Here is a 12,991-nt window from a genome sequence, read left to right on the forward strand (position 1 = left end):
CTCATGCGTGGACCTCCTCGGGGTGCGCCACGTCCATGTCGTGCGCGCCGCCCATCATCAGGCCGATGGCCTCGATGGTGATGCCCTTGGCCGGGCGGGGCGGCGCGAGCCGGCCCTCGGTGAGCGCGGTGATACGGTCGGAGACCTCCATGAGTTCGTCGAGGTCCTGGGAGATGCAGACCACGCCCGCGCCGCTCGCCGACAGGTCGAGGATCGCCTGGCGGATCGCGGCGGCGGCGGAAGCGTCGACGCCCCAGGTCGGCTGGTTCACGACGAAGACGTCGGGGCGCTGGAGGATCTCGCGCCCGATCACGAATTTCTGCAGGTTGCCGCCCGAGAGGGCGCCCGCGGCGGTTTCGGTGCCCGGGGTGCGCACGTCGAAGGCCTCGATCACCCGGGCGGCGAAGCTGCGCGCCTTCTGCCAGGCCACGAAGCCGCTCGAGGTCAGCTTCTCGCGCACCTCGCCGGTGAGCAGCGCATTCTCGGTGAGGCTCATGCCCGGGGCCGCGGCATGGCCCAGCCGTTCCTCGGGGGCGGCCAGCAGTCCCGCCGCGCGGCGCGCGTTGGGCCCGAGGCGCCCGATGGGCTGGCCCTTGAGCGTGATGGTCCCCGGTGCCGTCGTGCGTTCGCCGGAGAGGGCGGCCAGCAATTCGTCCTGGCCGTTGCCCGCGACGCCCGCGATGCCCAGCACCTCGCCCGCGCGCAGCTCGAACGACACCTCGCGCAGGCGGGTGCCGAATTCGTTGGCCGGGGTGAGCGACAGGTCGGACACTTCGAGCAGCACTTCGCCCGGTTCCGAATAGTCGCGCGTCGGCGTGTGGAGCGTCTGGCCCACCATCATCTCGGCCAGCTCGCGCGCGGTCTTCTCACGCGGGTTGCATTCGGCCACGACCTTGCCGAGCCGGAGCACCGTGGCGTGGTCGCACAGCGCGCGGATCTCTTCGAGCTTGTGGGAGATGTAGAGGATCGCGGTGCCTTCCGCGGCCAGCGTGTTCAGCGTCTTGAACAGGATCTCGACCTCCTGCGGCGTGAGCACCGAGGTCGGCTCGTCCATGATGAGCAGCTTCGGGTTCTGGAGCAGGCAGCGGATGATCTCGACCCGCTGACGTTCGCCCGCCGAGAGGTCGCCCACCCGGCGCGACGGGTCGAGCGGCAGGCCGTAGGCCTCGGACACGTCGGTGATGCGCTGGGACAGCTCGCGCATCGGGGGCGGGTCGTCCATGCCGAGCGCGATGTTCTCGGCCACGTCGAGCGCGTCGAAAAGGCTGAAATGCTGGAACACCATCGCGACACCGGCGGCGCGCGCGGCGTGGGGATCGGCGGGTTCGTAGGGCGCGCCGTTCACGGTCATGCGCCCGGCGTCGGGCTTCACCAGCCCGTAGATCATCTTGACCAGCGTGGACTTGCCGGCGCCGTTTTCCCCCAGGAGCGCGTGGACCTGTCCCGGCTCGATGGAGAACGACACGTCGTCGTTCGCCACCACGCCCGGGTAGGCCTTGGTCAGCCCCTCAATCGCCAGATAGGCGTCGCTCATCCCTGTCCCCTTCATCCCCCGCAGCCGCGCTCTCCCCGGCGCGTGCCACGTCCCTAACGATATCCGCCGCGACGCCAAGGGCAATCGCGGCCGGGTGTTTGCCCAGGCCCTTGTCGCCGATCGGACACCTTATGCGGTCGATTTCGGCAGGCGCGTGGCCCATCTGCTGCAAGCGCTTGCGGAAGCGCGCCCACTTGGTGGCCGATCCGATCAGCCCGGCGGAGGAGAAGCCGCGGGCCAGGAGGCCGTCGCAGATCGCCTGGTCGAACGCGTGGCTGTAGGTCATCACGATGTGATGGGCGCCCGGCGGCGCAAGGCGCGTGGCCGCCGCGATGTCCGGGGCGGGCAGTGCGGTGACGCCGTCCGGGATCGTCTCGGGGAAGCGCTCGGGTCCGGTGTCGACCCACGTCAGCGCGAGACCGGGGAGCGGCAGGAGGCTCCCGACCAGCGCGCGGCCCACGTGGCCCGCGCCCCAGATCCAGACCGGGGCGGGGGGCGTGGTGATCGGCTCGACCAGCCAGCCGTCGACCAGGGCGGGCGCGGGCGCGGTGCCCTGCGCGCGGGCCCGGGCCTCGATCTTTTGCACCTTGAGCGATGGCGCGGCGTCCGCGACAGGACGGCAGAACACGGGATCCTCGGGCAGGGTCCCGGCCTCGAACCGTTCCCACAGGAGCCGCACGCGCCCCCCGCAGCACTGGCCCATGTCGGGGCCCAGGGCGATCGCGCGCGTGGCGCGGTCGCGACCGTCGGCGAGCATGGCGCGCGCGGTCGCCACCGCGTCGTATTCCAGCGTGCCCCCGCCGATGGTGCCGTCCTGGCCCTCGGCCCAGACCGTGACCGATGCGCCGACCTCGCGCGGGGCGGAGCCCGCCACCTCGGCGACGACGACCCGGATCACCGGGCCATGCGCCGCGACGAGCCCGGCCAGGTGGTCGCGCTCAAAGCTCACGTGCGCACCTTCTTGGCGGCCTTGTAGACCTGCTCGGGCGTCGCAGGCGCGTGGAGGTTCGGATAGGCCGTGCCGCAGGAGGCGACCGCGTCCGAGAGCGCCATCAGCGCCGAAATGCCCAGCATCAGGGGCGGCTCGCCCACCGCCTTGGAGCGGTAGATCGTCGGAACGTGGTTCTCGCCGTCCCAGAGCGCCACGTTGAACACGTCGGGACGGTCCGAACAGGCCGGGATCTTGTAGGTCGACGGCGCGTGGGTGCGCAGCACGCCGCGCTCGTCCCAGACCAGTTCCTCGGTCGTGAGCCAACCCGCGCCCTGCACGAAGCCGCCCTCGATCTGGCCGATGTCGACGGCCGGGTTCAGGGACTGGCCCACGTCGTGCAGGATGTCGACGCGCAGGATCCGGTTCTCGCCGGTGAGCGTGTCGATCACCACCTCGGTGATCGCCGCGCCGTGGGCGAAGTAGTAGAACGGGTGGCCGGTGCCCGTGGTGCGGTCCCAGGAGATGTCCGGGGTGGCGTAGAAGCCGGTGGCCGACAGGCTGATCCGGTTCTCGTGGGCCATGCGGGCGGCCTCGGCGAAGGTCATCTCGGTTTCGCCCGCGATCACTTTTCCATCCTCGAACCGCACCTTGGCCGGGGTCACGTCGGTTCTGGATGACAGGAATCGCGCAATGCGCCCCCGGATCTCGTCCACCGCCGCCTTCACCGCCATGCCGTTCAGGTCGGAGCCCGACGAGGCTGCCGTGGCCGAGGTGTTGGGCACCTTCGACGTATCGGTCGCGGTGATGCGCACCAGCGCCGGGTCGAGCCCGAAGCCGTTCGCGGCGACCTGCGCGACCTTCTGGAACAGGCCCTGTCCCATCTCGGTCCCGCCGTGGTTGATGTTGACCGAGCCGTCCGCGTAGACGTTCACCAGCGCGCCCGCCTGGTTCAGATGGGTCAGCGTGAAGCTGATGCCGAACTTGACCGGCGTCAGCGCGATCCCCTTCTTCACCGTCTCGTGGGCGTCGTTCCAGGCCTTCACCGCCTTGCGCCGCTCGGCGTAGTGCGCGCCGTCGGCCAGCGCTTTGACCAACTCGGGCAGGATGAAGCCCTTGACCGGCTGGCCGTAGGGCGTCTCCTGCGGGCGCGACTTGCGGTAGAAGTTGGCCTGTCGAAGCTCCAGTGGATCACGGCCCAGCTTGTGGGCCACGTGGTCGATCACGCGCTCGATGCCGACCATGCCCTGCGGCCCGCCGAAGCCGCGAAACGCGGTGGCGGAGCAGGTGTTGGTCTTCAGCCGGTGCGAGGTGATGCGCACGTTCGGGAGGAAGTATGCATTGTCGGCGTGGAGCATCGCCCGGTCGGCGACCGGCAGGCTCAGGTCCTGCGACCAGCCGCAGCGCACGTATTGGTCGAACTCCACCGCCACCAGCTTGCCCCGCGCGTCCACACCGGCCCGGTAGGCGATGCGGAAATCGTGGCGCTTGCCGGTGATGACCATGTCGTCGTCGCGGTCGTAGCGCATCTTGCAGGGCTTGCCCGTGAGATGCGCGCCCACGGCGCAGGCGATGGCCAGCGCGTTGCCCTGGCTTTCCTTGCCGCCGAACCCGCCGCCCATGCGCCGGGTCTCGACGCGTACGGCATGGAAGGGCACCGCCAGCGCTTCGGCCACCTTGTGCTGGATCTCGGTCGGGTGCTGCGTCGAGGTCTGCAGCACCATGTCGCCGTTCTCCTGCGGCAGGGCGAGGCTGATCTGCCCCTCGAGGTAGAAATGCTCCTGGCCGCCGATCTCGATCTTGCCCTCGACGATGTGCTCGGCCTTGGCCATCGCCGGCGCGATCTCGCCCCGCGACCAGGTGAGCGGCCCGCCCTCGAAGTAGGACCGCGCGGCGAGCGCGTCCTCGATCGACAGGATCGGTGTCTTCGCCTCGATCGTGATCTGCGCCTTCGCGGCCGCCGCGCGCGCGAGCCGGTGCGAGGTGGCGATCACCATGAAGATCGGCTGGCCGTGGTAATGTACCTCGCCGCGCGCCAGAAGCGGTTCGTCATGGGCGGCCGAGGATATGTCGTTCTCTCCCGGGAGGTCGACCGCGGTGACGACGCGCTCCACGCCCGGGGCCGCACGCACGGCGGAGAGGTCCATCGCGGTGATCACCCCGCGCGCCACGTCGCTCAGCCCGAAGCACAGGTGCAGGCAATCGGCGGGGACGGGGATGTCGTCGACGTAACGCGCCGCGCCGGTGACGTGCATCGGCGCGCTGTCGTGGGGAAGGGGCTTGCCCATGCTCATGGCGTCACCTCCCGCACGTCGACCGCTTCGCCCTGGTCCTCGCGCCAGGCCCGTTCGAGCATGTTTGCGGCCGCCTCCAGCCGGTAATTGGCCGAGGCGCGCATGTCGGACATCGGGCGGAAATCCTCGGCGAAGGACCACTTGGCGTTGCGGATCGTGGCCATCGTCCAGGGCTTGCCCAGGAGCGCGCGTTCGACGGCGTGGGCGCGCATCGGTGTGCCCGCCATGCCGCCGAAGGCGATCCGGGCCGAGCGCACGGTGCCGTCCTTCACGTGGATGTTGAAGGCGCCCAGCACGGCCGAGATGTCCTGGTCGAAGCGCTTGGACAGCTTGTAGACCTTGAGCCGGTCCTCGTCCTCGTCGCGCGGGATCACCACGGCCTCGACGAACTCACGTTCCTCGAGGTCCTGCTTGCCGTATTCGATGAAGAAATCCTCGAGCGGGATTTCCCGCATGTCGTCGCCAGAGCGAATCTGGAGCATCGCCCCCAGCGCGATCAGCGGCGGGGGCGTGTCGCCGATGGGCGAACCGTTGGCGATGTTGCCGCCCACCGTGGCCGCCGCGCGCACCTGTGCGGAGGCGAAACGGTCCAGCATGGCCGCGAAGGACGGGTAGCGCTTGGCGATGGCGAGGCGCAGCGCCTCGATACTCGCCGCCGCGCCGATGCGGATGAAATACGGGGCCACCTCGATCCGGCGCAGCTCCTCGATCTGGCTCACGAAGATCACGCGGCCCAGGTCGCGGTGGTCCTTGTTGACCCAGAGGCCCACGTCGGTCGCACCCGCCACCAGCGTCGCGCCGGGATGGGCGCGCAGGAGCTCGGCGAGCCCCGAAGCGGTGGTCGGCTGGTAGTCGTTCACGCTCGGTCCCATCGGCGGCCCGGGCGGCACGTCGCTCAGCCAGTCCGGCACCGGCTTGCGCGCGGCGTGGTCGGCGGCGCGCACGATCGGGGCGTAGCCCGTGCACCGGCACAGGTTGCCCGCGAGCTGGCGGTCATGGTCGGTTTCGCCGTTGATCTGGCCCGCCGCCATCGAGACGACGAATCCCGGCGTGCAGAAGCCGCACTGGCTGCCGTGGTGTTCCACCATCGCCTGCTGGACCGGGTGCATGTCCCCGTCCGGGCCCGAGAGCCCCTCGACCGTGGTCAGCGATTTGCCGTTGATCTGCGGCATGAACAGGATGCAGCCGTTCAGTGCCCTGGTCCCGGCGTTGTCGGTCACCATCACCGTGCAGGCGCCGCAGTCGCCTTCGTTGCAGCCCTCTTTCGTGCCTGTCAGCCCGCGCGTTTCGCGCAGCCAGTCGAGAACGGTCGTGGTGGGGTCCACGCCGCTCAGTTCGACGGTCTCTCCGTTCAGAAGAAACGCGATGTCCATCCGTGTCAGTCCCGCCGCTTTACCCTGACTTTGCCCCGCGTGGTCCTTCGATGCGGCGTAGAAGGACCGGGCTCCGGGCAGGAAAGCGCAGAAAATGAGCGCTGTCTACCCGCTGCGCCGGATGGAACGGCAGGTAAAGCGTTGAAAATGCCCCCGATCCGGGCGCGGACGGGGCTGCGTGCCTGTTATCAAAGCATATCTCGCGCCCGCCGCCTTGATCCGGCGCAAGGCGGGGCGGGCGGCGCGATGCTATCGCGCGGCGGACGTGCAAGGAGACTGACATGAAGATCGTGGCGCTGGCCTTTCTGGGCCTCGTGGTACTGGCACTCGCCGTGACGGGGGCGAAGGCGTGGCAGGTGGCGCGGGGAAACGCGCGGATCGAGGCGGGGCTGGCGGCGAGCGCGCCAACGCCGGTGCGCGACGACCTGCCGGACGCGGTGCGGACCTTCGCCGAGCGCGGCATGCTGGGCGCGGACCCCGGCGGCGTCGTCCATCTGAGCCAGGCGGCCGAGATGCAGCGCGATCCGAACGGGGACTGGATGGCGCTCACGGCGCGGCAGGTGATCGGGACGCGTGTCGCCGGCTTCGCCTGGACCGCCACGATGCGCGCGGGGCCCGTGCCCGTGGTGCGCGTGCTCGACAGCTACGCGGACGGGCGCGGCATCCTGGACGTGCGGCTTTTCGGTGCCTGGCGCCTCGATGCCTTCGAGGGGGACGAGGCGGCCGTGGCCGAAGCTGCACGCTACCTTGCGGAGCTGCCGTGGTCGCCCGATGCGATCCTGCTCAATCGCGCGCTGGTCTGGACGCCGGTCGAGGAGGGCGTCGAGGTGGCTCTGGAGACGCCCGGCGGAACGGCGCGCGTGACGCTCCATTTCGACGCGGCGAGCGACATCGTGCGCATGACGGCCGCGAACCGGCCGGCGGTGCAGCCGGACGGCACCATGCGCCCGATGACCTGGGAAGGCCGCTATTCGGAGTATCGCGAAATCGGCGGGCGGCGCATCCCGGTGGCGAGCGAGGTGGGCTACATCCACGACACCGGGTTCGCGCCCTATTTCCGGGGGCGGACGCTGGACTACAGCGTTTCGGCCAGTGCGCCCAACTGATCGATCGCGGTGCCCCAGCCGTCGAAGAACCCCATCTCTTCGTGCTGCTTGCGCGACGCGGGATCGGCATGCAGGGCCCGCGCGGTGAGCCGTGTGCCCGCCTCGGTCGGCTCGAGCATGTAGACCCCCGTCATGAAGCCCGAGCCCCTTGGGTGGAAGCCCGGGCCCATCGCGTCGCTGAAGGCGAGAACGCTTGCCTCATCGGCGATGAGCACGCAGCCCGGCCCCTCGTCCATCACTTCGCCGTCCGGCCCGTGCATCGGGGTGTGGAAGGCCCCGCCCGGCCGCGCCTCGATCACCGCGTTCTTCACCTGCCAGGGCTTCGGGCAGAACCATTGAGCAAGCAGCTCGGCCTCGGTCATGCAGCGCCAGACGGTTGCGGGGCGTGCCGCGATGGTGCGGGTGAATTCAAGGTCGGTGTCCGGTTCGAAGGCGAAGATATCCATCGGGAAATTCCTTTCGGCGGTGGTGGGAAATGGCGGGCTGTCAGGCATCGTCGGTGGAATCGGCCTCCAGCCGCACGGCGAGGTCTTCGAGCCGGTCGAGCCGCTCCTCCCAGGCCCGTTTCTGTCGCTCCAGCCAGGTCTCGGCAGGGGCGAAGGCGTCCGGTGTGAGGGCGACGATGCGCTGGCGGCCGACCTTGCGCGTGGTGACAAGGCCCGCGTCCTCCAGCCGGTCGATGTGTTTCATGAAGCTCGGAAGCGCCATGTCGTGCGGGGCGGCCAGTTCCTTGATCGGAGCCTCGCCCCGGGTCAGCCGCTCGACCACGCCCCGGCGGGTCGGGTCGGCCAGCGCCGCGAAGAGGGTATCCATTTGGTTAGCCATATAGCTTAGTATATCGCCAGCCTTGCGAAAGCAAGGAACGCCTTTCCATATGGCTAAGTTTCGGCGTGAAGACCCGAGGCCAACCGGTCGAGCGTCCCTACGCCTTCGTCCCAGGATGACAGCGCGCTGGGCTCGGCCCGCGCGCCCTGCATCAATGTGGCCTCCAGACGGGTGCCCGAGGCGATCTCGTGCAGGTCGAGCACGAGGGTGGCGGGGGTCGTCGCGTCCGCCGGCCGGTAGCCGGGTCCGAGCGCCGTGGTGACGGCGAACCGCTGCCCGGGCTTCGCCTCCAGCACGCAGGCCGACAGGGTCTCCAGCGTCGCCCCGGCGCGCGCCCGGGTCAGGTCGAACCGCCCGCCCGCCTGCGGCTCGACCGTCGCGCCGGCCAGGTCCTCGCCATACGGGCGCAGCCATTCGACGACCAGGCGGCCGTCGGTCAGCGCGCGGTAGAGCGCCCCCGGCGTGGACTTCAGATAACGGGTGGTTCGGACGTCTTCGACCGGTGCTGGAATCATGTCTGCCTCTCGTGTTTTGACCGAACCCTGCGCCGCGCACCCCGACCGGTCCATCACATTTGCCCGGCGCGCACGATCCCGGCTTGTGCCCGCCGAAGGGCACCTTAAGCTGGGCGCATGGCTGCCGATCCCCGATTCATTCACCTGCGCGTTCACACGGAATATTCGCTCCTCGAGGGCGCGGTTCCGGTCAAGAAACTCCCCGGCTTGTGCGAGTCGATGGGCATGCCTGCCGTGGCGGTCACCGACACGGACAACATGTTCTGTGCGCTCGAATTTTCCGTGACCGCCAGCGGCGCGGGCGTGCAGCCGATCATCGGCTGCCAGGTCACCGTGGCCTTCGACACGCCGGAGCCGGGCGTGCAGGCGAAACCCGGCGCGCCGGTGGTTCTCCTGGCCCAGAACGAGGGCGGCTACGAGAACCTGATGAAGCTCAACTCTTGCCTCTACCTCGACAAGCACGGGGCGCTACCCGAGGTGACGCTGGAAGAGCTCGAGCGTTATTCCGGCGGCCTCATCTGCCTCACCGGCGGGTCCGAGGGGCCGGTCGGCCAGTGGCTCCAACACGGCAACCGGGGCCGGGCGCAGGACTTGATGACCTGGTTCCACCGGGTCTTCGGCGACCGGCTCTACGTCGAGCTGCAACGCCACCCGGGGGAGGGCGGGGCGCTGCCCGAGGGCGAGGCCAAGACCGAGCGCGGCTTCGTCGAGATGGCCTATGCGATGGGTATCCCGCTCGTGGCCACGAACGATGTCTATTTCCCCAAGACCGAGCTCTACGAGGCGCATGACGCGCTGATCTGCATCGCCGAGGGCGCTTATGTCGACCAGCAGGAGCCGCGCCGCCACCTGACGCCGCAGCACTACTTCAAAAGCCCGCAGGAAATGGCGACGCTCTTCGCCGACCTGCCGGAGGCGCTGGAGAACACCGTCGAGATCGCGAAGCGCTGCGCCTTCATGGCGTATCGCCGCGACCCGATCCTGCCGCGTTTCGCCGACGACGAGGTCGAGGAACTGCGCCGGCAGGCGAAGGAAGGGCTCGAGGCGCGGCTCGCGGTCATCCCGCACGCGGCCCCGGTCGAGGACTACGAGGCGCGGCTGGAGTTCGAGCTCGGGATCATCGAGGGAATGGGGTTCCCGGGCTACTTCCTGATCGTTGCCGACTTCATCAAGTGGTCCAAGGACAACGGGATCCCCATCGGCCCGGGCCGGGGCTCCGGTGCAGGTTCGCTCGTGGCGTACGCGCTCACCATCACCGACCTCGATCCGCTTCGCTACAGCTTGCTGTTCGAACGCTTCCTGAACCCGGAACGCGTCTCGATGCCCGACTTCGACATCGACTTCTGCATGGACCGGCGGGAGGAAACGATCCGCTACGTTCAGGAGAAGTATGGCCGCGACAAGGTGGGCCAGATCATCACCTTCGGTGCGCTTTTGTCGAAAGCCGCCGTGCGCGACGTGGGGCGCGTGCTCCAGATGCCCTACGGGCAGGTGGACCGGCTGTCGAAACTGATCCCGGTCGAGGGCGTGAAACCCGTCTCGATCACCCAGGCGCTCAAGGACGAGCCGCGCCTGCGCGAAGAGGCGCGTGCGGAAGAGGTCGTCGACCGGCTTCTGCGCTACGCCGAGCAGGTGGAGGGGCTTCTGCGGAACGCCTCGACCCATGCCGCGGGCGTCGTGATCGGCGACCGGCCGCTGGACGCGCTGGTGCCGCTCTACCAGGACCCGCGCTCGGACATGCCCGCGACCCAGTTCAACATGAAATGGGTCGAGCAGGCGGGTCTGGTGAAGTTCGACTTCCTCGGCCTGAAGACGCTGACCGTGATCCAGAACGCGATCGACCTGATCCACGGGCAGGGACGCGACCTGCACACTGGTCCCGAGGGCGAAGCGCTCTACGAGCCACCCGAGGGCGGGGAGAACCAGATCAACCTCATCCCGCTGGATGATGAGAAGACCTACAAGCTCTACGCCAGCGCCAAGACCGTCGCCGTGTTCCAGGTGGAATCGACCGGCATGATGGACGCGCTCCGGCGCATGAAGCCCACCTGCATCGAGGACATCGTCGCGCTCGTGGCGCTCTACCGCCCGGGTCCGATGGAGAACATCCCGAAGTATTGCGAGGTCAAGAACGGACAGTCCGAACGCGACCGGCTGCACCCCTCGATCGACCACATCCTGGACGAGACGCAGGGCATCATCGTCTACCAGGAACAGGTGATGCAGATCGCACAGGAAATGGCCGGCTACACGTTGGGCGGCGCCGACCTTCTGCGCCGCGCGATGGGTAAAAAGATCAAGGAAGCGATGGACGCGGAGCGCCCGAAGTTCATCGAAGGTTCGAAAAAGAACGGTGTGGACGACGAGAAGGCGCTCGAGGTCTGGTACCTTCTGGAGAAGTTCGCCAACTACGGCTTCAACAAGTCGCACGCCGCCGCCTACGCGGTGGTGAGCTACCAGACCGCCTGGCTCAAGGCCAACCACCCGGTGGAGTTCATGGCTGGCGTCATGAACTGCGATATCCACCTGACCGACAAGCTCGGCGTCTATGCCGAGGAGGTGCGCCGGGGGCTGGGGATCGAGATCGTCGCGCCCTGCGTGAACAAGTCCGAGGCGATGTTCAGCGTCGACAAGGGCCGCGTCGTCTACGGGCTCGGTGCGCTCAAGAACGTGGGCGTCGAGGCGATGAAGCTGATCGTTGAAGCGCGTGACATCGACGGGGTGCAGAAGCCCTTCGTCAACCTGTACGACCTGGCGCGGCGCGTGGACCTCAAGCGCGTGGGCAAGCGGCCGATGGAGATGCTGGCGCGCGCCGGCGCCTTCGACGAGCTCGACCAGAACCGGCGCCGGGTCTTCGAAAGCCTCGACGTGCTGGTGAGCTACTCCGCCGCGATCCACGAACAGCGGGCGAGTGCGCAGGTGTCGCTTTTCGGCGAGGCGGGCGACGACCTGCCCGAGCCGCGCCTGTCGAACGCCCCGGACTGGCTGCCCAACGAACGGCTGGCCGAAGAGCACAAGGCGATCGGCTTCTACCTCTCGGGTCACCCGCTCGACGACTACATGCCGGCGCTCAAGCGCCAGAAGGTGATGACGCTCGAGGAGCTCACGAAAAAGGCCGAACGTGGCGCCTGTGTCGCGAAGCTCGCGGGCGCGGTGTCGGCCAAGCAGGAGCGCAAGTCGGCGCGCGGCAACCGCTTCGCCTTCGTCGGCATGTCGGACCCCACGGGGCTCTACGAGGTCACGGTGTTCTCCGACACGCTGGAGGCGTCGCGCGAATACCTCGAGGTCGGGCAGAACGTGGTCGTGACGGTCGAGGCGAACATGGAGAGCGAACAGTTGAAGCTGCTCGCCCGCGCCGTGGCGCCGGTCGATTCGATCGTGGCGGATGCGGGCGGCATGGCGCTCAAGGTCTATGTCGACAGCCCCGGCGTGGTGGCCACGGTGGCCGACCTGCTGCAATCGGCGCGCGAACAGGCCAAGGGCGCGCGGCCCGGGCCGGTGAGCTTCTGCCTCATGGACCCGGCACTCCCGGGCGAGGTCGAGATGGACCTGGGGGCCCAGTTCCCGATCAACCCGCAGATCAAGGGCGCGCTGAAGAGCCTGTCCGGCGTGGTCGACGTGGAAGAGGTCTGAGCGTCAGGCGGTGAAGGCCACCACGGCGAAGACCACGATCAGGATCGAGTTGACCGATGCGAAGCGGCCCAGCTGCGCCATCGTCCTCATCGGCGGCGGCGTGCCCGACCGGGCGGCGCGGATCGACAGCATCTGAAGCCGGATCGACACCAGCGTCAGGACCACGACGAAGGCGAGCTTGACCCAGAAGAAGGTCGGCATGGCCGCGAACCCGCCTGTCATGAGGACAAGCGCGATGCCCGTGATCCACAAAAGGGCGAGCGCCCCGGCCGACAGCCGGCCGATCAGCCCCGTAATGCCGCCCAGCACGGGCTTGGCGGCATCGGGCGCGGCCGCCATGCGCGCCCCGATGATCCCGTTGGCCGCCCCGCCGCCGATCCCCACGGCGAGCGAGAGGAAATGAATGATCTTGAGTGTCTCGAACATGGCTCCGTCCCCCGTCCCTTCGCGAAAAGGATAGCAGGGGGCGCGCCGATCACCAATGCGGCGGTTTCTGGTCGGCCAGCGGCACGGTCCCGCCCGCGTCGAGCTCCTGCTCGGCGGCACGCTCCATGAGAAGTTGCAGACGCCGCGTGACGGTGTCGAGCGTGCGGTCCTGTCGCGCGATGACCTCGGAGAGGTCGTCGACGGTGCGGCTGAGATACGCCACCTGTTCCTCGAGATCGGTGATGCGGTCGGTCATGTCCATCTCCCTTGTCTGGCGGTCGGTCGAGTGGGGCGCCACGGCGCGTCATAACCCCGTGCGACCGAGATAGCGCAGGTCGGCGCGATTGCAAGCGGTGC

Annotated in this window: 11 protein-coding genes; 2 read left to right on the top strand and 9 right to left on the bottom strand. The window is 68.8% G+C overall.

Translation table 11 applies throughout. The annotated features are described in order from the left end of the window. Position 1: 1 nt before the first annotated feature. From GQE99_RS05815 to GQE99_RS05830, 4 genes are read right to left on the bottom strand one after another with little or no spacing between them, the layout of a single operon-like run. Positions 2–1,534 carry an ABC transporter ATP-binding protein gene (locus GQE99_RS05815; protein WP_161350645.1) on the bottom strand — a complete coding sequence of 511 codons (1,533 nt, stop codon included), beginning with the start codon at positions 1,532–1,534 and terminating at the stop codon, positions 2–4. Further along, positions 1,509–2,483, bottom strand: a complete 975-nt coding sequence (gene xdhC, locus GQE99_RS05820; protein ID WP_161350646.1) for a xanthine dehydrogenase accessory protein XdhC — start codon at positions 2,481–2,483, stop codon at positions 1,509–1,511. Before xdhC ends, GQE99_RS05815 begins: the two co-directional genes overlap by 26 nt. Then, positions 2,480–4,756, bottom strand: a complete 2,277-nt coding sequence (gene xdhB / locus GQE99_RS05825) for a xanthine dehydrogenase molybdopterin binding subunit (protein ID WP_161350647.1) — start codon at positions 4,754–4,756, stop codon at positions 2,480–2,482. Before xdhB ends, xdhC begins: the two co-directional genes overlap by 4 nt. Further along, a complete protein-coding gene (locus GQE99_RS05830) occupies positions 4,753–6,129 on the bottom strand; it encodes a xanthine dehydrogenase small subunit (protein WP_161350648.1) in 1,377 nt (458 codons plus the stop codon). The genes xdhB and GQE99_RS05830 overlap by 4 nt, the downstream gene beginning before the upstream one ends. A 281-nt stretch (positions 6,130–6,410) precedes the next feature. Between GQE99_RS05830 and GQE99_RS05835 the strand changes: the two genes are divergently transcribed. After that, on the top strand, positions 6,411–7,235 hold the full coding sequence (locus tag GQE99_RS05835; protein ID WP_161350649.1) for a DUF6544 family protein: 825 nt from the start codon (positions 6,411–6,413) through the stop codon (positions 7,233–7,235). Here the strand turns inward: GQE99_RS05835 and GQE99_RS05840 are convergent. From GQE99_RS05840 to GQE99_RS05850, 3 genes are read right to left on the bottom strand one after another with little or no spacing between them, the layout of a single operon-like run. Further along, a complete protein-coding gene (locus GQE99_RS05840) occupies positions 7,205–7,681 on the bottom strand; it encodes an SRPBCC family protein (protein ID WP_161350650.1) in 477 nt (158 codons plus the stop codon). The two genes, GQE99_RS05835 and GQE99_RS05840, sit on opposite strands and share 31 nt — an antisense overlap. Positions 7,682–7,721: 40 nt before the next feature. Beyond that, complete coding sequence (locus tag GQE99_RS05845; RefSeq protein ID WP_235917119.1) at positions 7,722–8,060, bottom strand: ArsR/SmtB family transcription factor; 339 nt, start codon at positions 8,058–8,060, stop codon at positions 7,722–7,724. A gap of 53 nt (positions 8,061–8,113) precedes the next feature. Then, the gene (locus GQE99_RS05850) at positions 8,114–8,575 is read right to left on the bottom strand and encodes an SRPBCC domain-containing protein (RefSeq protein WP_161350651.1); all 462 of its coding nucleotides are present in this window, start codon (positions 8,573–8,575) and stop codon (positions 8,114–8,116) included. A gap of 117 nt (positions 8,576–8,692) precedes the next feature. Between GQE99_RS05850 and dnaE the strand changes: the two genes are divergently transcribed. Then, positions 8,693–12,208: a DNA polymerase III subunit alpha gene (dnaE, locus tag GQE99_RS05855; protein WP_161350652.1), complete on the top strand. Its 3,516-nt coding sequence runs from the start codon at positions 8,693–8,695 to the stop codon at positions 12,206–12,208. A gap of 3 nt (positions 12,209–12,211) precedes the next feature. Here the strand turns inward: dnaE and GQE99_RS05860 are convergent, their stop codons facing one another. Together GQE99_RS05860 and GQE99_RS05865 are read right to left on the bottom strand one after the other, a co-directional pair. After that, positions 12,212–12,634: a hypothetical protein gene (locus GQE99_RS05860; RefSeq protein WP_161350653.1), complete on the bottom strand. Its 423-nt coding sequence runs from the start codon at positions 12,632–12,634 to the stop codon at positions 12,212–12,214. 49 nt (positions 12,635–12,683) lie between these two features. Continuing rightward, positions 12,684–12,890, bottom strand: a complete 207-nt coding sequence (locus GQE99_RS05865; RefSeq protein WP_161350654.1) for a SlyX family protein — start codon at positions 12,888–12,890, stop codon at positions 12,684–12,686. Positions 12,891–12,991: the final 101 nt, after the last annotated feature.

Source organism: Maritimibacter harenae (genome assembly GCF_009882975.1).
GTDB classification, from domain to species: domain Bacteria; phylum Pseudomonadota; class Alphaproteobacteria; order Rhodobacterales; family Rhodobacteraceae; genus Maritimibacter; species Maritimibacter harenae.